The following is a 21,474-nucleotide window of genomic DNA, read 5'->3' as shown; positions in this document are numbered from 1 at the left end:
TAAGGGGGTAGCGATTCCGCCACGGAGCCCGATGGCTCCGGCAAGAATGATTTGAAGGGCAGCCACAATGGCATCGAGAGCCGACCAGCTCGCATCCAATCTCAGCCTCGCGAAGTTCAGCCAGGCGACCGACCTCAAGAAGCGCCTGTGGTTCACCCTCGGCGCGCTGATCGTCTTCCGCTTCCTCAGCTTCGTGCCGCTGCCGGGTATCGATCCCACCGCGCTCGCGGCCTGGTCGCAGAAGTCGGCCGGTGGCATCCTCGACATCTTCAACACCTTCTCGGGTGGTGCGTTGTCGCGCGCGAGCCTCATCACGCTCGGCATCATGCCCTATATCACCGCGTCGATCGTGGTGCAGCTGGCCGCCTCCCTCTCGCCGCAGCTCGCGGCGATCAAGAAGGAAGGCGAGAGCGGCCGCAAGAAGCTGAACCAATATACCCGTTATGGCACCGTCGGCCTGACCGCCGTGCAGGGCTATGCCGCCGCCGCCAACTGGCAGGCGCAGGGCGTGGTCGTGGACCCCGGCATGCTGTTCGTCGTCTCGGCGATCATCTCGCTGATCGGCGGCACCATGTTCCTGCTGTGGCTGGGTGAGCAGATCACCTCGCGCGGCATCGGCAACGGCACCTCGCTGATCATCATGGCCGGTATCGTCGCGCAGCTGCCGGTGACGCTGAGCAACCTGTTCAAGTCGGGCAGCGAAGGCTCGATCTCGGGCCTGGTCATTTTCCTGGTCGTGGTGCTGGGCTTTGGTCTGATTGCCTTCATCTGCTTCATGGAACGGGCGCAGCGCCGGGTGCTGATCCAGTATCCCAAGCGCCAGACGCGCCAGGGCCTGATGCAGGCCGATCGCAGCCATCTGCCGCTGAAGGTCAACACCGCCGGCGTGATCCCGCCGATCTTCGCCAGCTCGCTGCTGCTGCTGCCGCTGACCATCTCGCAGTTCATGGGCGTGAAGGCGGACGATGACAGCCGCTGGAGCAGCATCGTGCTGACCATCAACCAGTATCTGTCGCACGGCAGCCCCTTCTATATGGGCCTTTATGGCCTGGGCATCGTCTTCTTCTGCTTCTTCTACACCGCCGTGGTGTTCAATCCGGAAGAGACGGCCGACAATCTGAAGCGCAATGGCGGCTTCATTCCGGGCATCCGTCCGGGCAAGAATACCGAGAATTATCTCGATTATGTCCTGACCCGGATCACCGTGATCGGCGCCGCCTACCTGGCCTTCATCTGTCTGGTGCCGGAATTTGCCATCGCCCGGGCGGGAATTCCCTTCTACCTTGGTGGGACTAGCCTGCTGATCGTCGTCAATGTTACGGTCGATACCGTGACCCAGATCCAGAGCCATCTGCTTGCCCATCAATATGGGGATCTGATCAAGAAGGCGAAGCTGAAGGGCCGTCTGCGCTAAGGGGGCGCAGACAGGCAAGCGCAAGTACAAGGGGAGAATGCGCGCAATGAATATCATTCTGCTTGGTCCTCCGGGTGCCGGCAAGGGCACCCAGGCCACGCGGCTCGTCGACAGCCGTGGCATGGTTCAGCTGTCGACCGGCGACATGCTGCGGGCTGCGGTCAAGGCGGGGACTCCGGTCGGCCTGCAGGCCAAGGCGCTGATGGAATCGGGTTCGCTGGTGCCGGACGAGGTCGTCTCGGGCATCATCGGCGAAGCGCTTGATGCGCTGGCGGCCGATACCGGCGTGATCTTCGACGGCTATCCGCGGACCGAGGCCCAGGCCCATTCGCTCGACACCATCCTGGCCGATCGCGGCCGCACGCTCGATCATGTGATCGAGCTGGAAGTGGACGAGGATGCGCTGGTCGAGCGCATTACCGGCCGCTTCACCTGCGCGACCTGCGGCGAAGGCTATCATGATGCCTTCAAGCAGCCCAAGGTCGAGGGTACGTGCGACAAGTGCGGCGGGCACGAATTCAAGCGTCGTCCCGACGACAATGAGGAAACGGTGCGGACCCGCATGGCCGAATATCGCGCCAAGACCGCACCGATCCTGCCGATCTACGAAGCGCGCGGCATCGTCAGCCGCGTCGACGGCATGGCCGACATGAACGATGTCAGCGGCGCGATCGTCGCCATCTTGGACGGCGTTCCGGCCTGAGCTATTCTCCCTCCCCGGCGACAAGGCGGGGAGGGGACATGGCCTATCCAATCAAATCGATACTGACAGGCGCCGGCATGGCGCTGGCGGCCGCGCCCGGACAGGGTGGGGTGGTGGCCAGCAGCGATGCCGGCTTTGTCGTGCAGGCGAGCGTGGACGTGGCGCTGGCGCCCGACGCGGCCTATGCGCTGCTGGCGGAGCCGGGGCGCTGGTGGAACAGCGCACACACCTATAGCGGCGATGCGCGCAACATGGTGCTGGAGGCGAAGGCCGGGGGCTGCTTCTGCGAGACCCTTCCCGACAAGAACGGAAAGGGGGTCTCTGGCAGCATCGAACATGCGCGGGTCATCTACGCCGCGCCGGGCCAGCGATTGCGGCTGAGCGGGGCTCTGGGGCCACTGCAGAGCGAAGCGGTGACCGGCGTGCTGGACTTCGCCATTGCGGCCGCACCCGGCGGCAGCCAGGTAACGCTGACCTATTCGGTGGGCGGTTATATGCGCGGTGGCCTGGCGCCGATCGCACCGATCGTCGACAAGGTGCTGGTGGAGCAACTCGACGGGTATAAGCGGGCGGCCGAAAGCAAGGGCTGACGCGCGACCGCGCCGGCAGGCAATAGCAAATCGGAGTGGAAGCCCGATGACCTCCAACCCGATGGAAGATGCTTGGTTCTCGTCGCCCATCTGGCCCCGGCCGACAGCGATCCGGATGCCCGCATCCTTGTCCGCGACGGCGTCTCGCTCGGTCAGCGTCCGATCCTCAAATATCATGCCCGGCCCTGGTCGAACCGGCCGATCGACTGGCGCGCGTTAAGGGCTGTCCTACATATAACCATATAGGTTATATTTGCCGCTATGAACTCGATCCCCTCACCCCCTCCGCCCTGGCCGCCATCGCCTGATGCTGCGGCCGCTGCCCCAACCCAGGCCAACGCCCTGACCGATTTCCAGCCGGTCCCCCGGCGCGGTCGGCACGATGGCTGGACCGTGGCGCGACAACATATCTTCATCGCAGCGCTGGCCGATTCCGGCTCGGTCACCCATGCCGCCGCCCAGGCCGGCAAATCGACCGTCTCCGCCTATCAGTTGCGCCGCGCGCGCAACGCGGACTCCTTTGCCGCCGCCTGGCAGGCCGCACTCGACCAGGGCGTGCGCCGACTGGAGGATATCGCCATGGAGCGCGCCATCCATGGCGTCGAAGTACCGGTCTACAGCTATGGCAAGCTGGTCGGCACCCGGCGGGTCTATAATGACCGGTTGCTGATGTTCCTGCTGCGGTGCCGCGCGCCCGACCGCTTCACTCCATTGTCGCCGGCGCATGCCGGTCGCAAGGCCCCCACGCCGGATCTCAATAGCGGCCCCGGCAGCCCCGCGGCCATCGCTGCGGTTGAACGCGTCCTTGAGGAAATCCGGCGACGGCGCGCGCTGGCGGGCAATTAAGCGGCCCCCCGCTACCTGCCCCCGGACATATCGCGCCCGCCGCAAGCAAATCCTGCGCGATTTGCCCATTGTTCCCAATATATCGCCCCACCGGCTGATGTTGGTCGCTCATTAAGAATGATTGCCTCGAACAGGGAAGAATATATCGTTTCGATATCGTTATATTATCAGGGGGATGACGATGCGGAGGACGAAATTTTTACTGGCCATTACCGGACTGTCCGGAACTCTGGCCGCAGCACCCATATATGGACAGGCCATATCCCATATGCGGCCATCCAAGGACCACCTCTCCGATGGGTTAGCGCGTGCGGAAACGGCCGCCACCAAGGCCGAAACCGATGCCTTGGAAGCGCGCAAGAAGGCGGAAGCGACAAAGGCCTTTCTGGACATCCTGAACGATCGGTTGAAGGCAGCCGGGCAGTCAGCGTCCTCGCAATCCGTCGAGTTTCGGAATGAGGTAGAGGCGCAACTGAAAAAGGACATGGCCGCAGCCGACGTCGCCGATCGAAACGCGGTTGCAGCACGCGACGCCCTGGCCAAGACCCGCAAGGAGCTTGCTGCGTTCATACCCGTGCCACCGCCCATTATCCCACCGGCACCGCAGTTCGATACAGAGCGATTCTTTGACCGTCCCAATAAAGCTAGCGCCGACTTCCTGGCGGCTCGGCGCGCATATGATGTGCGGGTCCTGGAAGCGATTCCAACAGCACCGTTGGAGCGCGACGTCAGCAGCATCGGCTTAGCTGGGCAACTCACGATGGCAGAGGGCGGTTCACGCGTTGCGCTGAAATATAGCTGGCCAATCAATGCTAAGAAGCTGTTCCGGGTGAACGGCGAAATCGTTGGTGATCGGCCCATGACGGACCAACTGGCGTTCGAGCTGTCAGCCAAGCTGAAGGACGGTGATGCCGTCCTTCGATCGTCCGACGGCTTTGGCAACGATGCCAAGTTCAAGATTTCCTATAGCCGCGCCTATTCGCGCCGACGCAGCCGCGCGGAAATGGATCAGGCCCTGTATGACGCGGCCGCCATCATAACGGCCATCTGCCAGCGCGAAGTCACGGCCACGGCTTACACACACGACCAGCGACTTCAGCCGCCGCCGGCAGTGGTCGACGCCGCAGACAGGCTCAACGCCGAAACGGATCTCAGTCAGGCAAAGGCGAACTGCACGTCCCCACAATCGATGCTGACAGGCGTCAAGTCGGCAGCCGGGATGGAAGCTTTGTCCAATGCGCTATGGGGTGTACCTGATCCGCTGTGGGACTGGACCATCACGGCGAGCATCGGTCATGCATCGGACGAATATCGTGATCTCGCCAGCCTCGATCCCGATTATCTGAAGGCGGACGAGCCCCTGGGGATAAAATCGCGAAAGACCGATGGGACGCCCTGGTCGATCGGAGGGAGCGCCGGCGTGCTGCTGGGCAAGCGTCGGCCCGAGGGCGTCGATAATCGCCGCCCCTTCCGGCTCGCCGCCTTGCTGGAAATGGGGGAGGAACTATCCATCGCTGATGACAACAAAGATCAGATTGTCTGCCCGACTCCCGATCAGGACGATCGAACCACGCACTGCGTTACCACCAACCTCGCGCCGCTGGACAAGAACTGGTTCGTGAAGCTCGGCGCCGAATTCCGCTGGGACATGAGCAATATCAAGTTGCCGCTCGGCATCGCGCCGAAGGCGAGCTGGAATTTCTCCAGGGACCGGCTGGAATATGACGTGCCGATCAGTTTCGTCACCAGCGCCACGGAGGGACTGCACGCCGGCGCAAAATTGTTCGGCCGCGCCTTTGCCGGAGAGGATACACATTTCGCCGTGGGGCTATTCGTCGGCACTCGGTTCAAGGTCGCCGACTGACAGGATCACTGTACAAGGCAGAATGAAACGAAAATCGCCCATGATCCCATAGCGGATCATGGGCGATGTCATGTTTGGGCAGCGGACGATCCCGCCCGCCGGCGCCTATCCTAATTCTCGTCGCCCATGCGCAGGGCGGCGATGAAGGCTTCCTGCGGAATCTGGACGCTGCCATATTCGCGCATCCGCTTCTTGCCTTCCTTCTGCTTCTCCAGCAGCTTCTTCTTGCGGGTGATGTCGCCGCCATAGCATTTCGCCGTGACGTCCTTGCGCATCGCTGCGATCGTCTCGCGCGCGATCACCTTGCCGCCGATCGCCGCCTGGATCGGGATCTTGAACAGGTGGCGCGGGATCAGATCCTTGAGGCGCTCGCACATGTGGCGGCCGCGCGCTTCGGCGGCCGAGCGGTGGACGATCATCGACAGCGCATCGACCGGCTCGTTGTTGACGAGGATGCTCATCTTGACGAGGTCGCCCTCACGCGTGCCGATCTGGTGATAGTCGAAGCTGGCATAGCCACGGCTGATGCTCTTCAGGCGATCATAGAAATCGAACACCACTTCGTTGAGCGGCAGTTCATAGGTCACCTGGGCGCGGCCGCCGACATAGGTGAGGTTCTTCTGGATACCGCGACGGTCCTGGCACAGTTTCAGGATCGAACCGAGATACTCGTCGGGGCAATAGATCACGGCCTCGATCCAGGGCTCCTCGATCATCTCGATATGGTTGGGATCGGGCATGTCGGCCGGGTTGTGCAGGTGAAGGGTGCGACCATCCTTCATGTGCATGTCATAGACGACCGACGGTGCCGTCGTGATCAGGTCCAGATCATATTCGCGGCTCAGCCGCTCCTGGATGATTTCCAGATGCAGCAGGCCCAGGAAGCCGCAGCGGAAGCCGAAGCCGAGCGCGGCCGAAGTTTCCATCTCGAACGAGAAGCTGGCGTCGTTGAGACGCAGCTTCGAGATCGACTCGCGCAGCTTCTCGAAATCATTGGCGTCGACTGGGAACAGGCCACAGAATACCACCGGCTGCACTTCCTTGAAGCCGGGCAGTGGCTTGGCGGCGCCATTCTTCACGGTCGTGATGGTATCGCCGACGCGGGTCTGGGCGATTTCCTTGATCTGGGCGGTGATGAAGCCGATCTCGCCGGCGGCGAGTTCTGGCAGCGCCTCGATCTTGGGGCGCATGCAGCCGACACGGTCGATCAGATGTTCGGTGCCGCCGATCATGAACTTGATCGCCTGGCCCTTCTTGATCACGCCGTTGACGACGCGCACCAGGATGACGACGCCCAGATAGGGGTCGTACCAGCTGTCGACCAGCATCGCTTCCAGCGGGGCGTTGCGGTCGCCCTTGGGCGCCGGGATCTTGGTGACGATCGCTTCCAGGATGTCGTCGATGCCGATGCCGGACTTGGCGCTCGCCAGCACCGCTTCCGACGCGTCGAGACCGATTACTTCCTCGATTTCCGCGCGCACCTTTTCCGGCTCGGCGGCGGGCAGGTCGATCTTGTTCAGCACCGGCACGATCTCATGATCATGCTCGATCGACTGATAGACGTTGGCCAGCGTCTGCGCTTCCACGCCCTGCGCGGCGTCGACGACCAGCAGCGCGCCCTCGCACGCGGCCAGCGACCGCGACACTTCATAGGCGAAGTCGACATGACCCGGCGTGTCCATGAGATTGAGCTCATAGGTCTCGCCATTCTTGGCGGTATAGTCCAGGCGCACGGTCTGCGCCTTGATGGTGATCCCGCGCTCCTTTTCGATGTCCATGTTATCAAGGACTTGCGCGCTCATCTCACGGTCGGTCAGGCCGCCGGTGCGCTGGATCAGGCGATCGGCCAGCGTCGACTTGCCATGGTCGATATGCGCAATGATCGAAAAGTTTCGGATATGGGACAGGTCGGTCATCGGCGCCCGATAGCAGCAGTTGCGGGCGCTGTCAGCAGGATCACGTAGTGCATGGCATGCGAAATTGCCGTGCGATGACAAGCATCGTCATTAACCCCCTTTGCTTGGAAGCCCCCTGCGGCTGTGTTACGTTCCAGAAAAATATCCGGGGCGCACCAATTTCTCTCGACCAGACAGGAAACGGGGTTTTTGAAAATGCGTGTATTGAAGATGCTGACTGCGGCTGCGGTCTGCCTTGGTTCGGCCGCGCCGATGGCGATGGCCGCCGAAAAGGGTTCGTCGGCCCGTCAGGAACAGTCGCGAAAGCAGGCGGAGATCCCGCGCTGCACCCGCCGCCTTGGCACCGTCGCGATCGTCGAGCCCGACAATCAGTGGTGGCGCGAACTCAATCTGGGCAGCCCCGAGGCGATCCTGAAGATCTTCGTGCAGCAGTCGGGCTGCTTCGGCCTCGTCAATCGCGGCCGGTCGATGGCGAGCCGCAACATGGAACGCGCCATGGCTGACAATGGCGAGTTGCAGGCGAACAGCAATCTGGGCCGTGGCCAGGTGAAGGCGGCGGATTATTTCCTGGAGCCGGATATCGTCTCCTCCAACCGCAACAGCGGCGGCAATTCGCTGGGCGGCGTGCTCGGCGGCTTCATGGGTGGCAGCACCTGGGGCCGGATCGCCGGCGGCATCAACGTCAAGAAGAGCGAGGCCAATGTCACCCTCTCGGTCGTCAATGCCCGCACCACCGAGGAAGAGGCGCTGACCGAAGGCTATGCCCGCAAGTCGGACCTGAGCTTCAACGCCAGCGGCGGGTCGAGCTGGTGGGGCGGTTTTGCCGGCGCCGGTGGCGGTGGCTATCAGAATACCGAGATCGGCCAGGTGATCGTGCTCGCCTATCTCGACGCTTATACAAAGCTGGTGACGCAGCTGGGCGGCCTGCCCGACAATGCTGCGGCGGCGGCACCGGTCGCGCAGCCCTGATGACGAGGGGGCGCTGCCGCTGCGGCAGCGCCCTCATCCGCTCGGCGCAATCTCCGCAAGCGGGCCTGGCTCCCGTCGCCGCTTCTTCCACCAGCGCAGGATGATCTCTCCCGCCGGTCGCTCGACCAGGCGGTTGATGAGCGTGCCGAGCGTCAGCGCGACGAGGAAGGCAGCGGCAAAGCCGATCCAGGGACTATAGCCGGCCCTGGCGATTTCCAGCATGACGACGAAGCCGACATGCTGGTGGATCAGGTAGAAGCTGTAGCTGATTCCACCCATCCAGACGAGCGGCCGGATCGCCAGGAAGCGCAGATGGTTGCGGATCAGCGCTGCGAAGGTCGCCATCAGCACAAGACCGACAATCGTGACGTCCCATGTTTCCATGGTCGCGATCGATAGCAGCGCCAGCGCGGCATAGGGCGCCTGTTGCTGCCAGCTGCGCTGTCCCGCCCAGATGCGGTAGGCCAGCATGCCGATGATGAAGAAGGGCGTATAGCGCAGCACCAGCAGCATCACGACCCGTTCGGGCACGATATCGGGCCAGAGCTGCATCACCCAGCGCAGGATCAGCCAGACCACCAGCGTCGGTTCCAGATGCCGCAGGCCGATCCATTTCCAGATCGAGACCATGCAGAAATAGAAGGCGATCTCCACCGTCAGCGTCCAATAGGCGCCGTCCACTTCGGGAATGAAGGCAAAGCCCTGGAGCATCGTCAGATTGGCGAGAATCGCAAAGGGGCCGACCAGCAACTGGGTCGCCTGCGCCAGATATTCGATCGACAGCGTCACCAGCATCGCCACCAGATAGGCGGGATAGAGGCGGGCGAAGCGGTTGACGATGAAGTCGGCGACCGTGCCAATCCGGTCCAGCGTGAAGAAGATCGCAAAGCCGGAAATGGTGAAGAACAGCAGCACGCGGTAATTGCCGCCGGGGAAGCTGAAGGGCACATGGCTGGCCTGCGGGAACAGCTCATGGAAGCGGGTCGAATAATGGAAGACCAGCACGCACAAGGCGCCGATGCCGCGCAACGCGTCCAGCTCCCTCAGCCTTGTCCGTTTCGGCTTCGTTTCGACCATGATGCTTCATAGCAATGATCGAGCAACGAATGGGATATTTTCTTGGTTAACGCGCAATGCGCAAATGGCGGATACGGGCGCTGTCGGTCCCAATCTGGAACGTCCCGTCTTTTGTCCCCCGTGCGGGATCGCGGCCTTAGCCGGCCGCGCACCAGTTGATTGGCTTGGCCGACCAGGGGCGGGCATAGCGTTTGAGGATGAGGAGCTGGCCCAGCGAGACGCCGTCACGGAGCAGGATGCGGGCGGTCGGATCACTGTCGGCGGAATCGGCATGGGCTTCGAAGCTGCCGCCATTCATCATGCCCTGCAACGCGGTGCGGCCGGCGCGGGCAAGGGCGGCTTCCTGCGGGCAGGTGGCGCCCTCGAGTCGCGGTGCGCTGATGTCGGCGAGATGGTAGCGGCGGCCCTGATAGGCATAGGCGTCGGTGGCAAGGACGCAGGCCTGGCCATCCAGATCGTCACAGGCGGCAAAGCGGACGGAAATGGTGGCGGGAGCTTCGGCTGCCGGCGTGGCTGGCGCCGACGTGGCGGGCAGCACATGGCGCATCAGGACCAGCAGCAGTGCCCCCATCAACAGGGCGATGAGGATGAGGCGCAGCGGCACGATGGCGCGGCGCTGATCCTGCTTGTCATTCAGCCAATGGCCGGACCGATCCCGATCTTCGTCACCAATATCATGCAGGCTATAGGCCATGATTCATCCCCAATCGGAGGCTATCGCTAGTAAATATTGGGAAATTTTTGGTTAACCATGGTGGTTGCGCAGGGGGCGGCGGACGACGCCTTGACGCCGCGCCGGGGGCATGGTGAAAAACCGCGGAAGCCAGATGAAGGAGGCGGCGTGAGCGAAGCATGGCTGTATGACGAGCATCCGGCGATGGTCCGGGCGCATCCCTTCCTGTTCCTGCTGCTGCTGGTTTCGGTGGTCGGTATCCTGGCGATCGGCGTGTGGTGGGTGATGCACAAGGGCGAGCGGCTGGCGCTGAGCGAGCGCGAGGTGCTGCTGGAACGTGGCTTGCTGGCCAAGCAGCGGACCGAGATCGCGCTGTCCAGCATCCGCAGCGTGCGGATCACGCAGACCTTCGGCCAGCGGCTGTTCGACGTCGGCAATGTCGAGCTGTTCAGCGCCGGTGACGTAGCGGAAATCGCGATCCGCAACATGCCGCGACCGGGCCGGATTCGGGCGATTGCGGCAGCCCGCAACCTGGACCTGCTGCCCCAGCGCTGAACGCTCGGGCAGGGGCGGTGCGCACGGAAAGCGCACGAAATCTGCCATTTTCTTGTCGAACATAATGTCTAGGCCCTTGACTTGGGCGCATTTATTTTAACCAATAGGAGCCCAGGGGCCGGCAGAGCTTTCCACCCGCACGAGGACGCCAGGAACAAGCAACGTCGATCCGCATCAGGCGGACGGCGGGAAAAAGGGGGCGCCTTGATGGTGGGTTTGCGCGTAATGCCGCTGTTGCCGGAACTGACGGCCGATCAGCGGGCCGAGATTCGGCAGTCCTGCGGCTTTGCCTGCGTGCGCTGCGGGGTCACCATCTATCGTTATCTGGGGCTGCCAGACGGGCCGGGGGCGACGCTGCTCTGCCCGACCTGTCATGGACTGGTGGAAGAGGGGCGGCTGACCGCGAATCAGGTCCACAGCTTCCATGCCAATCCGGTGGTGCGCCAGCGCCATTTCGCGCGCGATCGCCTGCCTTTCTCTAACGAATTGCCACAACTCATCGTCGGTGGATCGCGACTGCTGCGCGATACGCCGATTCCCATCACTCTGGACGGCGAACCGATCCTGATCTTCGCGCCGCCGCGCCGATCCATGGGGGCGACGCGGATCAGCGTCAGGCTGGGCGCGGCCGACGGCACGCCGATGCAGGTGATCGATGGCAATGAATGGAAGCCGCATGACGGCAGCTGGCATTTCCTGTTGCGCGGCGACCGCTATTCGATGATGGCGGCGCGGGGCGACGGATTGTGCGTTTTGCGTATCGTTGCGCGCAACCGGATCGCGGTCGAGCATCTGCGGACTACGATCAACGGGCGCCGGCTGGAAGTGACGCCGGACTGGCTGGAGGTCGATGGCAAGCGCTATGTCGACCGGATCGGCAGCGGCACGCTGATCGGCCTGGAACTGTAGACGGCGCCTTTCGGGGCGCTATCCGGGTTCCCGATTGCAGCTATTGCGGATCGAGTCATGTCATGACTGGATTCCGTAACGGAAACAGGCGATGCCCACAGGCGTCGCCTTTTTCGTCTCACCGATATGGATGAAGTGTATCTGATATAAATCAATGGCTTGGCCGGCATCATAAAAAATTGATCATAGAAGAAGTTTACATCCGTTCCGGGGCATGATTCCCTGTGGGCGATCAGAGGGGTTGGAATGTCGAATGCGGTTGCCAGTCTGGACGATAATCAGCGGGCATGCCTGCGGCTGGTGGCACAGGGCTATACCTCCAAGCAGATCGCGCAGCGTACATCGCTGACCCCCGGCACGGTCGACCAATATGTCTATCGCGCGACCGTGGCGCTGGGCGCCAAGGATCGACGCGAAGCCGCCCGGATATTGGTGGAGGCCGAGAAAAACGCGCAATTCAAGCAATTTGAATTAAAGCCGGAGCCGCTTGTTGAACCGGCGATGGCGGGTGAGAAGGAGGCGTCGGCACCAAGCAGGCCGACCCGGACCGGCGACATCCCGGCTGATGCAGAGCGGCAGGAAAAGGGTCGCTTGCGCCAATTGGGTAACCGGATTCTGGCAACCATGGGAGGGGAACCGCATGGGCTGAATCGATGGCAGATCCTGACGACCATCTTCCGGGTCGCGTTATGGGCAGGGGGTTCCCTGGCTGCGCTGATCACGATGGGATATTGGCTCAATCATCTGTTTGGCTGACGGTCTCCAACAATCCAACCATCTGATGGGCCAGCGAGCGCTGGCCTGAAAAGGGAGCCTTGCCATGTCCAATGCCCGCCGCGCTGAGCGCGCCGCCAAGAGCGAAATGCACATGTCGGACGACACCTTCTTCAACCTGAGCGGCCAGGTCCGCGATGCCTATGTGAAGCTGGACGATGTTCTGGCCCATACGCTGCGGATGAGCGCCGACATGATCGACACCGCCCGCACCATCGGCCTGGCCCCCGAACAGGGACAGAAGCTGTTCAAGCGCTTCCATGGCTGCATCGACACGATGATGCAGAGCCGCGAGCAGCTGCTGGGCGCCCATCTGGAAGCGACCAAGATCCGCATGAAGACCAACCAGGCCGAACGCGCCGACGGCTGCTACAGCCCGTGGAGCGCGCTGGAAGAAAAGCAGGCCGACGCCCTGCGCCTGGTCGCCTGACGCGACCGGACCGGAAGGCAGGATCGTGCAGATCTTCCTCGCTTATACGATCGCGCTGATCGCCACCTCGATCTTCGTGGTGCGCTATGGCGGCGCGACCGGGCGCTGGAGCATCGTCGGCGTCTGGGCAGGGTTCATCCTGGCCCAGACGGCGGTCCTGACCATCCGGCCGGAGGCGGTGCTGATCCGCACGATCCTGGCGATCGAATGCGCCTCGCTGCTGTTCAAGATCATCATTTCGATGTTGAGCAGCCGGCGTTGGCCGATCATCGTCGCCGCCTTCCAGCTGAATGTGGCGGCGGTTCAGGTCGCGGTGATCGTGTCACCCGCCTACCTCACCAAATTCTTCTACGCCATGTCGACAATCTGGGCGGTGCCGGTGCTGGTCGTGATGGCCATGGGCACGCAGATGGACCGGAAACACGCGTTTCCGGCCTGAGCAAGGGAAACTTGGATGTGGAAATGCCCGTCATTCCTTCTTGAGGCTGCGCCGGCCGGTGAAAGGCATGTTGTTTCTGTTTTTGTCCGATTGATGGAGGGCCGATAATTATGGCATCAAGGGACATGACCCAGCGCGCTACGCGCCATCTGAACCCAGTAGGGAGTGATGGAATGGAGGGAGAGGGTGGTTATCCGGCCGAAAGTCCGGTCGTCACCGCGGCCGACCTGGTCCGCGGCTTTTCCGAATGTCGCGACATGGCGACACGCACGCCGCTCTACATCACCCATCATGGCCGGGCGACCCATGTGCTGCTGGGCGTCAACGAGTTCCGGGCGCTCAAAGCCCAGTCGGGCAACGCCGGTCAGGAGAGCGCCGAGGAGAAATTGTTCGCGCTGGCCGACTGGGTCGATCAGGCGGTGATCATCTGCGACCAGGATATGCGCGTCGACTTCGTCAACCGGGTCGCCAGCGCCATCTGTCGCAAGCCGGTGGGGCAGATGGTCGGTCCGAAGTTGGACGTCGTCCTGCCTTCCATCAGCGGCAGTCTGATGGAAGTGCATGTGCGCCGCACCGTGAGCGGCGGCGAGCCGAGCGCAGCCGATATTCCCTCCCCCTTTGCCGACGGCGCCTGGCTGCGGCTGCAGAGTTTTCCCCTTGGAAGGTCAACCGTCATCATGTTCCGCGACATTACCGAGGATGTGCGCCGCCATCGGCTGGCCGATGCCAAGGCCGCGATCATCGAGGCGATGACCGCCCATGGCGATGTCGGCTATGTCCGCCTGTCGGTGCGCGGCACGATCGACGCGGTCGATGTGCCCTTCACCGACATGCTGAGCCTGCCGCGCGAACGGGTGATGGGCGTGCAACTGACCGACCTGGTCCTCACCCATGGCCGCGCGGCATTCCGCCAGGCGCTGGAGCGAGCGATGCAGGGGCAGGGCGCGCAATGCGTGCAGACCATGCTGCTGAGCAATCGCGGCGAGGCGGTGGCGGTGAAGGCCTCTATCGTCGCCCTGCACGGCGCCTATGGCGCCGAGGGGGCGGTGGTGCTGATCACCGCGCTCGATGGGAGCACAGTGGTGGAGTTACCGCGCGCCGCCGAATGAGGCGGGCGCGGGTCAGCCGCAGCGGGCGCTGGTGACGACCATCTGATCGTCATAGCTGACGGTCAGTCGGTCGGGACGGAAGTCCATGGTCATGGCCATATTGGGGCCGCCCCAGCGCAGCGTCTTGGCGCCCGATGCCTTGAGCAGTTCCGCGCCCAGATCGGCCGTCGCCTTCTGGCCGGTGAAGCGGTCGAGCCCGTCATGGCTGCACGGCCCCTGCGCCATGGCAGGCGGTGATGCGGAGCCGGGGCCTTCGCTGCCGGTTCCGGCACAGGCGGCCAGGGGCAGGAGTATCATCGCCATCATCGGCATGGGCACCGGCATCCGCATCGTCCGTCTCCTTATTCAGTCCGCGTCATCTTGAGCCGGCCATTCTTGACCGCAAAGGCAAGGCGTCCTTCGACCAGGTCCACCGCGTCCCGGCCGAACTGGTCATAGCGCCAGCCTTCCAGGATCGCGAGATCGTCGCGCACGCCGGCAGCCAGCGCTTCGATATCGTCGGTGCGGGCGAGCAGGCGCGGGGCGACATTGATGTCGCGCGAGCGGATCTTGAGCAACAGCTTCAACAGGTCGGCGACCAGTGCGCCATCCTTGCCCAGGCCCGGACGCTTGGGATCGCGCTCGGGCATCTCGTCCTTGCCGAGCGGCTTGTGTGCGCCGAGCGCGGCCATCAGCCGGCCGCCAATGTCGTTGCTCTTCCAGGTGGCGGACAGGCCGCGCACCTTGCCCAGATCCTCCTGCGCGCGCGGCGGGTGGCTGGCGATGTCGGCCAGCGTCTCGTCCTTGACGATGCGGCCGCGCGGCAGATTCTTGTCCTGGGCTTCCTTCTCGCGCCAGGCGGCCAGCGCCTTGAGGCGACCCAGGACATCGGCCTTGCGGCTGGCGATGCGGACGCGCTTCCAGGCTTCGGACGGATCATTCTCGTAATTGGAGGGATCACTGATCCGCTCCATTTCCTGGTCGAGCCAGTCGCCGCGCCCGGTCTTGCGCAGTTCTTCCAGCATCTTGGGGAAGATTTCGATCAGATAGGTGACATCGCCGATCGCATAGTCGATCTGGCGCTTGTCGAGCGGGCGGCGCGCCCAGTCGGTGAACCGTGCGCCCTTGTCGAGCTGCACGCCGAGCCAGGCGTCGACCAGATTGCCATAGCCAATCTGTTCGCCAAGGCCGAGTGCCATGGCGGCGATCTGGGTGTCGAACATCGGATGCGGCGTCTTGCCGGTCAGATTATGGACGATCTCGATGTCCTGGCCGCCGGCATGGAAGACCTTGAGCACGTCCTCATTATTGACCAGCAGGTCGAGCAGGGGCGTAAGGTCGATGCCCGGCGCCTTGGGATCGATCGCCGCGGCCTCGCTGGAGTCGGCGACCTGGACCAGGCAGAGTTCGGGCCAGTAGCTATTCTCGCGCATGAACTCGGTATCCACCGCGACATAGGGGGATTTGGCCATGCGGGCGCAGAAATCGGAAAGCGTCTTGCTGTCGGTAATCAGCGGATGAATTTGCATATGGTCTTCGATCTTATTATGGGCTGGCCCGCGTCCTGCGGGCTGGTCGATAGTCGACAAGGCAAGCCCATAGCCGGGCCGCAACAATTTGTCATTTCCGTAAAACGAATTTGAAAGATCGAAACGCCATGCACGCCTATCGCACCCACAATTGCGGCGCCCTTCGTGAAGCCGATGTCGGCGCGAATGTGCGCCTGTCCGGCTGGGTGCATCGCAAGCGCGATCATGGCGGCGTTCTCTTCATCGACCTGCGCGACCATTATGGCCTGACCCAGATCGTCGCCAAGGCGGACAGCGAGCCGCTGTGCATCCTGGACGGCCTGCGTGCGGAATCGGTCGTGACGATCGACGGCACCGTGGTCGCGCGCGGCCCGGAAGCGACCAACCCGAAGATGGCGACCGGCACGATCGAGGTCGTGGCCGACAAGGTGACCGTGCTGTCGACCGCGGCCGAACTGCCGCTGCCGGTGGCGGGCGAGCAGGAATATCCCGAGGATATCCGCCTGCGCTATCGCTTCCTGGACCTGCGCCGCGAAACGCTGCACGCCAATATCGTCACCCGCACCAAGATCATCCGCGACATGCGTCGCCGCATGGAAGATGCCGGCTTCACCGAATATTCGACGCCGATCCTGACCGCGTCCAGCCCGGAAGGCGCGCGCGACTTCCTGGTGCCCAGCCGCATCCATGCGGGCAAGTTCTACGCCCTGCCGCAGGCGCCGCAGCAATATAAGCAGCTGCTGATGGTTGCCGGTTTCGACCGCTATTTCCAGATCGCCCCCTGCTTCCGCGACGAAGATCCGCGCGCCGATCGCCTGCCGGGCGAATTCTACCAGCTTGACCTGGAAATGAGCTTCGTCACCCAGGAGGATGTCTGGAACACGATGGAGCCGGTCATCGCGTCGGTGTTCGAGGAATTTGCCCAGGGCAAGCCGGTCACCCCGGCCGGCAGCTTCCCGCGCATTCCGCATGCCGAAGCCATGCTGAAATATGGCAGCGACAAGCCGGACCTGCGCAACCCGATCATCATCCAGGACGTGACCGAGCATTTCCATGGCTCGGGCTTCGGCATCTTCGCCAGCCTGGTCGAGAGCGGCAATGTCATCCGCGCGATCCCGGCGCCGGGCGCAGGCGCGGGCAGCCGCAAATTCTTCGACGACATGAATAATTGGGCGCGCGGCGAAGGCTATTCGGGCCTTGGCTATATCAACATCAAGGATGGCGTGCCCGGCGGCCCGATCGCCAAGAATCATGGCGAGGAAGCGACAGCCAAGCTGATCGCGGCGCTGGGCCTTGGCCCGAACGACGGCGTGTTCTTCGCCGCCGGCAAGGAATCGCAGGCAGCGAAGCTGGCGGGTCTGGCGCGTATCCGCGTCGGCGAGACGCTCGACCTGATCGACAAGGACCGGTTCGACCTGTGCTGGATCGTCGACTTCCCCTTCTATGAATATGACGAGGACGAGAAGAAGGTCGACTTCGCCCACAATCCCTTCTCGATGCCGCAGGGCGGGCTGGACGCGCTCAACAATCAGGATCCGCTGAGCCTCAAGGCCTATCAGTATGACATGGTCTGCAACGGCTATGAGATCGCGTCGGGCTCGATCCGTAACCAGTCGCCCGAGGCGATGGTCAAGGCGTTCGAGCTGGTCGGCCTCAGCCAGGCAGACGTGGAAGAGCGGTTCGGTGGTCTCTATCGCGCGTTCCAATATGGCGCGCCGCCCCATGGTGGCATGGCCGCCGGTGTCGACCGTATCGTGATGCTGCTGTGCGGCGCGCAGAATCTGCGCGAGATCACGCTGTTCCCGATGAACCAGCGCGCCGAAGACCTGCTGATGGGGGCGCCGAGCGCCGCCGAGTTCAAGCAACTGCGCGAACTGCATGTCCGCGTGGTGGAGCCGCAGGCGAAGGCATAACCCTTTCCATCGGCTGGAAAGAACAGGGCTCCCACCATCTGGCGGGGGCCTTTTTCTTTGCCGTCTTGCCTTGCTGTATTGTTATGATAACACACGTCGCGGCAAGGGAGCAGGGCGGATGATGCGGACGATCATGGCGACGCTGGTGGCGGGACTGGCAGCGGGGCTTGCGGCGGTGTCGGTGCAGGCGGCTGGTCCCGGTTTCGATCCGCGCGCTTTGAAGGCGGTGGCGGGGCCGCCCAATGAGGTGATGGTGCTGGGCACGCCCCATCTGTCGGGCTGGCCAAAGGATTTCGATGCAAAGGCGCTGGGGCCGCTGATCGACCGGCTGGGGGCGTGGAAGCCGCAATCAATCGCGGTCGAGTCCCTGTCTGGCCTGCAATGCGACGCCTTGCGCCGCGCGCCGTTCCGCTATGCGGAGACGGTGGAAACCTATTGCTGGGACGCGACGCCGGCGCGCCAGGCGACCGGGCTGGACGTACCGGCTGCCACGACCGAGGTCGAGCGGCGTCTGGCCGCCTGGCCGGAGCGACCGACGGCATCGGATCGGCGCCATCTGGCGGCCTTGTTCCTGGCGGCGGCGGATCAGGGATCGGCGCTGGTGCAATGGCTGCGGCTGGACGGCGCGGACCGGCATGCGGGGGATGGGCTGGACGCCATATTGGTGGCGCGGCTGGAAACGCTGCGCCAGCGTCGCAACGAGGAGTTCCTGATTGCCGCGCCGCTGGCTGCCAGACTGGGGCTGGAGCGGCTGGAACCGATGGACGACCACAGCGCCGACCGGCCTTATCGCAATGCCGAGGAGGAGAAGGCGGCGGGCGCGGCGATCATGAAGGCGTGGGACAATGAAGCGACGGCGCGGCGCAAGGCGGCCGATGCGGCGCTGCAGCCCGGCATCCGGACGGGGGCCGGCGTGCTGGCACTCTATCGCGCCTATAATGCGCCGGATCAGGCGCAGACCATCTATGACAGTGATTTCGGCGCGGCGCTCAAGGAGCCTTCGCCCGAGCGTTTCGGGCGCGGCTATGCCGGCTATTGGGAGGTGCGCAATTTGCGCATGGCGGCCAATATTCGCGACGTCTTCGCCGCCGCGCCGGGCCAGCGCATGCTGGTGATCGTCGGAGCCTCGCACAAATTCTATCTCCAGGCCTATCTCGACATGATGCACGATGTGCGGCTGGTCGATACCGATGCCGTGCTGCACTGAGGCCGCGCTTGCTCTTGACGTCGGGGTTCGATCTAATCGGCCGTCCCCTTGCAGGAGAGCGGCGCATGACGATCAATCTGTCGGACTATGAGACCGGGGCGAAGTTCAAGGGCGATTATGATGCGGCGCTGCTGGCGCTGCAGCATCGCCTGTCGAAGATCCAGGTCGCCCATATCCTGCATCGCCGCCGGACCGTCATCATGCTGGAAGGCTGGGATGGCGCGGGCAAGGGCGGGATCATCAAGCGGATGACCGCGGACTGGGACCCGCGTTACTATCAGGTCCATCCGATTGCCGCGCCGACACGCGAGGAACTGGACCATCATTTCCTCTGGCGCTTCTGGACCCGGTTACCCGCCAGCCAGAATATCGGCCTGTTCGACCGCAGCTGGTATGGCCGGGTGTTGGTCGAGCGGGTGGAGAAATATGCCACCAAGGCGGAATGGAAGCGCGGATACAAGGATATCAACGCGTTCGAGGCGCAGCAGGTCGAGACCGGCACCAACATCATCAAGCTGTTCGTCCACATCACCCAGGAGACGCAGGACGAGCAACTGGCGCAGCGGCTGGATACGCCGTGGAAGCGGTGGAAGACCGGCACCGACGATTATCGCAACCGGGCCAGGCGGGCCGAATATTGGGATGCGATGCACGACATGTTCGAGAAGACCGACACCAAGCAGGCGCCCTGGAAGGTGATCGACAATAATAATCGCAAGGCCGGACGAATCGCGGCGCTAACCTATGTGGCGGAGCGGCTGGAGAAACTGGTGCCGATGGATTTCCCGGCGCCCGATCCCGAGGTGATCAAGCTGGCGCGCGAGGCATTTGGTTATAAACCGGCCAAATAATTCCGTAAAAACAACGATCTGTAACAAAAGCGTCATCAAATACTAAGCGGTCATTTACCCTTTTCTTCTAGGCCGGGCGCCATGTACGCGCCCCAGATGCTCGATCGGCCCGACCCGGAGCCGCATGTTGCCGCCGGCACCGCCTTGCCCTTTGCGCAGGGCTGCGCTGCGGTCCGGCTGGGCCAGCCGCTCAGCCAGGCCGTCGACCGCTTCCAGGATGATGCGGCGCTGCGGCTGCTGCCGGTGGTGGACGCCGCCGATCGGCCGGTGGGGGCCATTTATGAGCGCGACATGCGGCGCATCCTTTTCAACCCCTTCGGTCATGCGCTGCTGCGCAATCCCAGTTTCGGCGGGCGGCTGGATGAGCATGTGCGGCCGTGTGCGATGGTGGAGCAGAGTGCCAGCGTCGAACGGCTGATCGACCTTTATGCCGCGCAGGGGAGTGATTGCGAGGGGCTGATCGTGACGCAGGGCGGCCATTATGCCGGCGTGGTCGGCGGCCCGCTGCTGCTGCGGCTGGCGGCGGAGCGGGATACGCGCGATGCGCTGGCCCGCACCCGGCGGCTGGAACATGTGACGCGCGAGAGCGGCGCATTTCGCGCGGATGTCGAGGCGCTGATCGCGGATCTGGTCGGCATGGCCGACATGCTGTCGGCGCGCGCTGAACAGGCGGTGGAGCGGGCGTCGGGCAATGGCGAGGCGGCGGCCGGCATGGCGGTCGCGGCGGAGCAGACGGCTGACAGCCTGCACGGCATCGCCAGCGGCGGGCAGGAACTGGGCGGGCTGTTCCAGGCGATGGAAAGCCAGGTGCGCGCGGCGGGCGAGGCGATCCGCGCGGCGGTGGCGCAGACGCAGGTCGGGGCCGAGCAGACGGCGGCGCTGCGGGTCGAGGCGGACGGGATCGGCGCGGTCATCACCCTGATCGACGATATTGCGCGGGCGACCAGCATGCTGGCGCTCAATGCCAGCATCGAGGCGGCACGGGCCGGCGAGGCGGGGCAGGGCTTTGCCGTGGTGGCGCGCGAGGTGAAGCTGCTGGCGAGCCAGACGCGCGAGGCGGCGGCCGAGATCGGCCAGCGCATCGGCCATGTCCGGCTGGCGGTCGAGACGGTGGCGCAGGGACATATGCACATGGACGCGGCGATGGCGACCGCGAACGAGGTGTCGGCATCGGTCTTTTCAGCGGTGGCGCGCCATGGCGCCTTCAGCCGGTCGATCGCCGCGAGCCTGTCGGAAGCCGGATCGTCGAGCGACCATATCCGCCAGAGTGCGCGCCAGATCAGCGACAATGCGAGCGCGGCGGCGGCAGGCGCCCATGACATCGGCGTTGCGGCGGGGCAGCTGGCGACGGTCGCGCACCGGCTGGACGATCGGGCGAGCCGGTTCCTGCAGGCGATCGAGGCAGGCTGAACCGCACAAAGCCTCTGGTAACGGCGCAAAAAGCAGCTAGTCTTGCACCCAATGGGTCCGGCACGGGCCGAAAATGGGAGAGAAGATCATGCTTGTCATGTTCGTCGGCGTCGATCGCACCGAAACCGCGGTCAACCCTACCCAGGTGACCTTCGTCTCATCCGTGACCGACGGCACCCGCATCCGCTTTGGCGAAGGCCGCAGCGTCACCGTGACCGAACCGATCGCCGAGGTGCTGGATTCGCTCAATCGCGCCCTGCGGCCGCACGAATAGCGGTCTTTTCCCCTCCGTTGCGCCTGCATGGCGACAGCCCTGT

Annotated in this window: 23 protein-coding genes; 18 read left to right on the top strand and 5 right to left on the bottom strand. The window is 63.7% G+C overall.

All coding sequences use genetic code 11. The features are described 5' to 3' along the window. Positions 1–67 precede the first annotated feature (67 nt). From secY to JQK15_RS11810, 6 genes are all read left to right on the top strand, one after another. Positions 68–1,414 carry a preprotein translocase subunit SecY gene (gene secY, locus JQK15_RS11835; RefSeq protein ID WP_004208701.1) on the top strand — a complete coding sequence of 449 codons (1,347 nt, stop codon included), beginning with the start codon at positions 68–70 and terminating at the stop codon, positions 1,412–1,414. Between the two features lie 46 nt (positions 1,415–1,460). Further along, positions 1,461–2,117, top strand: coding sequence for an adenylate kinase (locus JQK15_RS11830; protein ID WP_099231028.1), 657 nt, complete (start codon positions 1,461–1,463; stop codon positions 2,115–2,117). Between the two features lie 38 nt (positions 2,118–2,155). Continuing rightward, the gene (locus tag JQK15_RS11825; RefSeq protein ID WP_214865701.1) at positions 2,156–2,707 is read left to right on the top strand and encodes an ATPase; all 552 of its coding nucleotides are present in this window, start codon (positions 2,156–2,158) and stop codon (positions 2,705–2,707) included. A gap of 72 nt (positions 2,708–2,779) precedes the next feature. Further along, on the top strand, positions 2,780–2,953 hold the full coding sequence (locus tag JQK15_RS11820) for a hypothetical protein (RefSeq protein WP_214866002.1): 174 nt from the start codon (positions 2,780–2,782) through the stop codon (positions 2,951–2,953). A gap of 147 nt (positions 2,954–3,100) precedes the next feature. Then, positions 3,101–3,553 (top strand): hypothetical protein, encoded by a 453-nt coding sequence (locus tag JQK15_RS11815; protein ID WP_251007716.1) that lies wholly within the window; start codon positions 3,101–3,103, stop codon positions 3,551–3,553. A 181-nt stretch (positions 3,554–3,734) separates the two neighbouring features. Next, complete coding sequence (locus tag JQK15_RS11810; protein WP_214865699.1) at positions 3,735–5,417, top strand: hypothetical protein; 1,683 nt, start codon at positions 3,735–3,737, stop codon at positions 5,415–5,417. A gap of 110 nt (positions 5,418–5,527) precedes the next feature. Here JQK15_RS11810 and lepA read toward each other — a convergent pair whose 3' ends face one another. After that, a complete protein-coding gene (gene lepA / locus JQK15_RS11805) occupies positions 5,528–7,333 on the bottom strand; it encodes a translation elongation factor 4 (protein WP_037510832.1) in 1,806 nt (601 codons plus the stop codon). 195 nt (positions 7,334–7,528) lie between these two features. Here lepA and JQK15_RS11800 point away from each other — a divergent pair, with 195 nt between their 5' ends. After that, positions 7,529–8,302, top strand: coding sequence for a CsgG/HfaB family protein (locus tag JQK15_RS11800; protein WP_214865697.1), 774 nt, complete (start codon positions 7,529–7,531; stop codon positions 8,300–8,302). A gap of 33 nt (positions 8,303–8,335) precedes the next feature. Here the strand turns inward: JQK15_RS11800 and JQK15_RS11795 are convergent, their stop codons facing one another. Then, complete coding sequence (locus JQK15_RS11795) at positions 8,336–9,379, bottom strand: acyltransferase family protein (RefSeq protein WP_214865694.1); 1,044 nt, start codon at positions 9,377–9,379, stop codon at positions 8,336–8,338. 136 nt (positions 9,380–9,515) lie between these two features. Next, a complete protein-coding gene (locus JQK15_RS11790; protein WP_214865692.1) occupies positions 9,516–10,073 on the bottom strand; it encodes a nuclease in 558 nt (185 codons plus the stop codon). 147 nt (positions 10,074–10,220) lie between these two features. Here JQK15_RS11790 and JQK15_RS11785 point away from each other — a divergent pair, with 147 nt between their 5' ends. The 6 genes from JQK15_RS11785 to JQK15_RS11760 all read left to right on the top strand — a co-directional run bounded on the left by JQK15_RS11785 (position 10,221) and on the right by JQK15_RS11760 (position 14,268). Further along, complete coding sequence (locus tag JQK15_RS11785) at positions 10,221–10,607, top strand: PH domain-containing protein (protein ID WP_037510835.1); 387 nt, start codon at positions 10,221–10,223, stop codon at positions 10,605–10,607. Positions 10,608–10,832: 225 nt separating this feature from the next. Continuing rightward, complete coding sequence (locus JQK15_RS11780; RefSeq protein ID WP_214865985.1) at positions 10,833–11,516, top strand: hypothetical protein; 684 nt, start codon at positions 10,833–10,835, stop codon at positions 11,514–11,516. A 246-nt stretch (positions 11,517–11,762) separates the two neighbouring features. Further along, positions 11,763–12,272, top strand: coding sequence for a helix-turn-helix domain-containing protein (locus tag JQK15_RS11775; RefSeq protein ID WP_214865690.1), 510 nt, complete (start codon positions 11,763–11,765; stop codon positions 12,270–12,272). Between the two features lie 64 nt (positions 12,273–12,336). Beyond that, positions 12,337–12,720, top strand: a complete 384-nt coding sequence (locus JQK15_RS11770; protein WP_004208690.1) for a hypothetical protein — start codon at positions 12,337–12,339, stop codon at positions 12,718–12,720. Positions 12,721–12,745: 25 nt separating this feature from the next. After that, complete coding sequence (locus tag JQK15_RS11765; RefSeq protein ID WP_004208689.1) at positions 12,746–13,159, top strand: hypothetical protein; 414 nt, start codon at positions 12,746–12,748, stop codon at positions 13,157–13,159. Positions 13,160–13,332: 173 nt separating this feature from the next. Further along, positions 13,333–14,268 (top strand): PAS domain-containing protein, encoded by a 936-nt coding sequence (locus JQK15_RS11760; RefSeq protein WP_017499618.1) that lies wholly within the window; start codon positions 13,333–13,335, stop codon positions 14,266–14,268. Positions 14,269–14,280: 12 nt separating this feature from the next. Here JQK15_RS11760 and JQK15_RS11755 read toward each other — a convergent pair whose 3' ends face one another. Next, complete coding sequence (locus JQK15_RS11755; protein WP_017499617.1) at positions 14,281–14,598, bottom strand: I78 family peptidase inhibitor; 318 nt, start codon at positions 14,596–14,598, stop codon at positions 14,281–14,283. An 11-nt stretch (positions 14,599–14,609) separates the two neighbouring features. Further along, on the bottom strand, positions 14,610–15,776 hold the full coding sequence (gene rnd, locus JQK15_RS11750) for a ribonuclease D (protein WP_010337305.1): 1,167 nt from the start codon (positions 15,774–15,776) through the stop codon (positions 14,610–14,612). 128 nt (positions 15,777–15,904) lie between these two features. On the opposite strand from rnd, the gene aspS reads away from it, so the two are divergent. The 5 genes from aspS (at position 15,905) to JQK15_RS11725 (ending at position 21,431) form a co-directional block, all read left to right on the top strand. Further along, the gene (gene aspS / locus JQK15_RS11745; RefSeq protein ID WP_214865688.1) at positions 15,905–17,689 is read left to right on the top strand and encodes an aspartate--tRNA ligase; all 1,785 of its coding nucleotides are present in this window, start codon (positions 15,905–15,907) and stop codon (positions 17,687–17,689) included. 118 nt (positions 17,690–17,807) lie between these two features. Further along, the gene (locus JQK15_RS11740; protein WP_214865686.1) at positions 17,808–18,896 is read left to right on the top strand and encodes a DUF5694 domain-containing protein; all 1,089 of its coding nucleotides are present in this window, start codon (positions 17,808–17,810) and stop codon (positions 18,894–18,896) included. Positions 18,897–18,961: 65 nt separating this feature from the next. Beyond that, positions 18,962–19,747: a polyphosphate kinase 2 family protein gene (locus JQK15_RS11735; protein ID WP_214865684.1), complete on the top strand. Its 786-nt coding sequence runs from the start codon at positions 18,962–18,964 to the stop codon at positions 19,745–19,747. A gap of 81 nt (positions 19,748–19,828) precedes the next feature. Beyond that, positions 19,829–21,157: a methyl-accepting chemotaxis protein gene (locus JQK15_RS11730; protein ID WP_214865682.1), complete on the top strand. Its 1,329-nt coding sequence runs from the start codon at positions 19,829–19,831 to the stop codon at positions 21,155–21,157. A gap of 88 nt (positions 21,158–21,245) precedes the next feature. Then, on the top strand, positions 21,246–21,431 hold the full coding sequence (locus tag JQK15_RS11725; RefSeq protein ID WP_004208680.1) for a hypothetical protein: 186 nt from the start codon (positions 21,246–21,248) through the stop codon (positions 21,429–21,431). The last annotated feature ends 43 nt before the right edge of the window (positions 21,432–21,474 follow it).

This window comes from Sphingobium sp. BHU LFT2, from assembly GCF_018604485.1.
GTDB lineage: Bacteria > Pseudomonadota > Alphaproteobacteria > Sphingomonadales > Sphingomonadaceae > Sphingobium > Sphingobium yanoikuyae_A.
Note: the sequence above shows the minus strand (reverse complement) of the source record. Positions and strands in the feature narration are given on the sequence as shown.

Bases quoted from the DNA above. Each gene is read 5' to 3' on its own strand.
- JQK15_RS11770 (WP_004208690.1), top strand. From the start codon at position 12,337: ATGTCCAATGCCCGCCGCGCTGAGCGCGCCGCCAAGAGCGAAATGCAC.
- secY (WP_004208701.1), top strand. From the start codon at position 68: ATGGCATCGAGAGCCGACCAGCTCGCATCCAATCTCAGCCTCGCGAAG.
- JQK15_RS11735 (WP_214865684.1), top strand. From the start codon at position 18,962: ATGACGATCAATCTGTCGGACTATGAGACCGGGGCGAAGTTCAAGGGC.
- JQK15_RS11760 (WP_017499618.1), top strand. From the start codon at position 13,333: ATGGAGGGAGAGGGTGGTTATCCGGCCGAAAGTCCGGTCGTCACCGCG.
- JQK15_RS11740 (WP_214865686.1), top strand. From the start codon at position 17,808: ATGATGCGGACGATCATGGCGACGCTGGTGGCGGGACTGGCAGCGGGG.
- aspS (WP_214865688.1), top strand. From the start codon at position 15,905: ATGCACGCCTATCGCACCCACAATTGCGGCGCCCTTCGTGAAGCCGAT.
- JQK15_RS11780 (WP_214865985.1), top strand. From the start codon at position 10,833: ATGCCGCTGTTGCCGGAACTGACGGCCGATCAGCGGGCCGAGATTCGG.
- JQK15_RS11775 (WP_214865690.1), top strand. From the start codon at position 11,763: ATGTCGAATGCGGTTGCCAGTCTGGACGATAATCAGCGGGCATGCCTG.
- JQK15_RS11825 (WP_214865701.1), top strand. From the start codon at position 2,156: ATGGCCTATCCAATCAAATCGATACTGACAGGCGCCGGCATGGCGCTG.
- JQK15_RS11830 (WP_099231028.1), top strand. From the start codon at position 1,461: ATGAATATCATTCTGCTTGGTCCTCCGGGTGCCGGCAAGGGCACCCAG.
- JQK15_RS11800 (WP_214865697.1), top strand. From the start codon at position 7,529: ATGCGTGTATTGAAGATGCTGACTGCGGCTGCGGTCTGCCTTGGTTCG.
- JQK15_RS11730 (WP_214865682.1), top strand. From the start codon at position 19,829: ATGTACGCGCCCCAGATGCTCGATCGGCCCGACCCGGAGCCGCATGTT.
- JQK15_RS11810 (WP_214865699.1), top strand. From the start codon at position 3,735: ATGCGGAGGACGAAATTTTTACTGGCCATTACCGGACTGTCCGGAACT.
- JQK15_RS11795 (WP_214865694.1), bottom strand. From the start codon at position 9,379: ATGGTCGAAACGAAGCCGAAACGGACAAGGCTGAGGGAGCTGGACGCG.
- rnd (WP_010337305.1), bottom strand. From the start codon at position 15,776: ATGCAAATTCATCCGCTGATTACCGACAGCAAGACGCTTTCCGATTTC.
- lepA (WP_037510832.1), bottom strand. From the start codon at position 7,333: ATGACCGACCTGTCCCATATCCGAAACTTTTCGATCATTGCGCATATC.
- JQK15_RS11725 (WP_004208680.1), top strand. From the start codon at position 21,246: ATGCTTGTCATGTTCGTCGGCGTCGATCGCACCGAAACCGCGGTCAAC.
- JQK15_RS11790 (WP_214865692.1), bottom strand. From the start codon at position 10,073: ATGGCCTATAGCCTGCATGATATTGGTGACGAAGATCGGGATCGGTCC.
- JQK15_RS11755 (WP_017499617.1), bottom strand. From the start codon at position 14,598: ATGCGGATGCCGGTGCCCATGCCGATGATGGCGATGATACTCCTGCCC.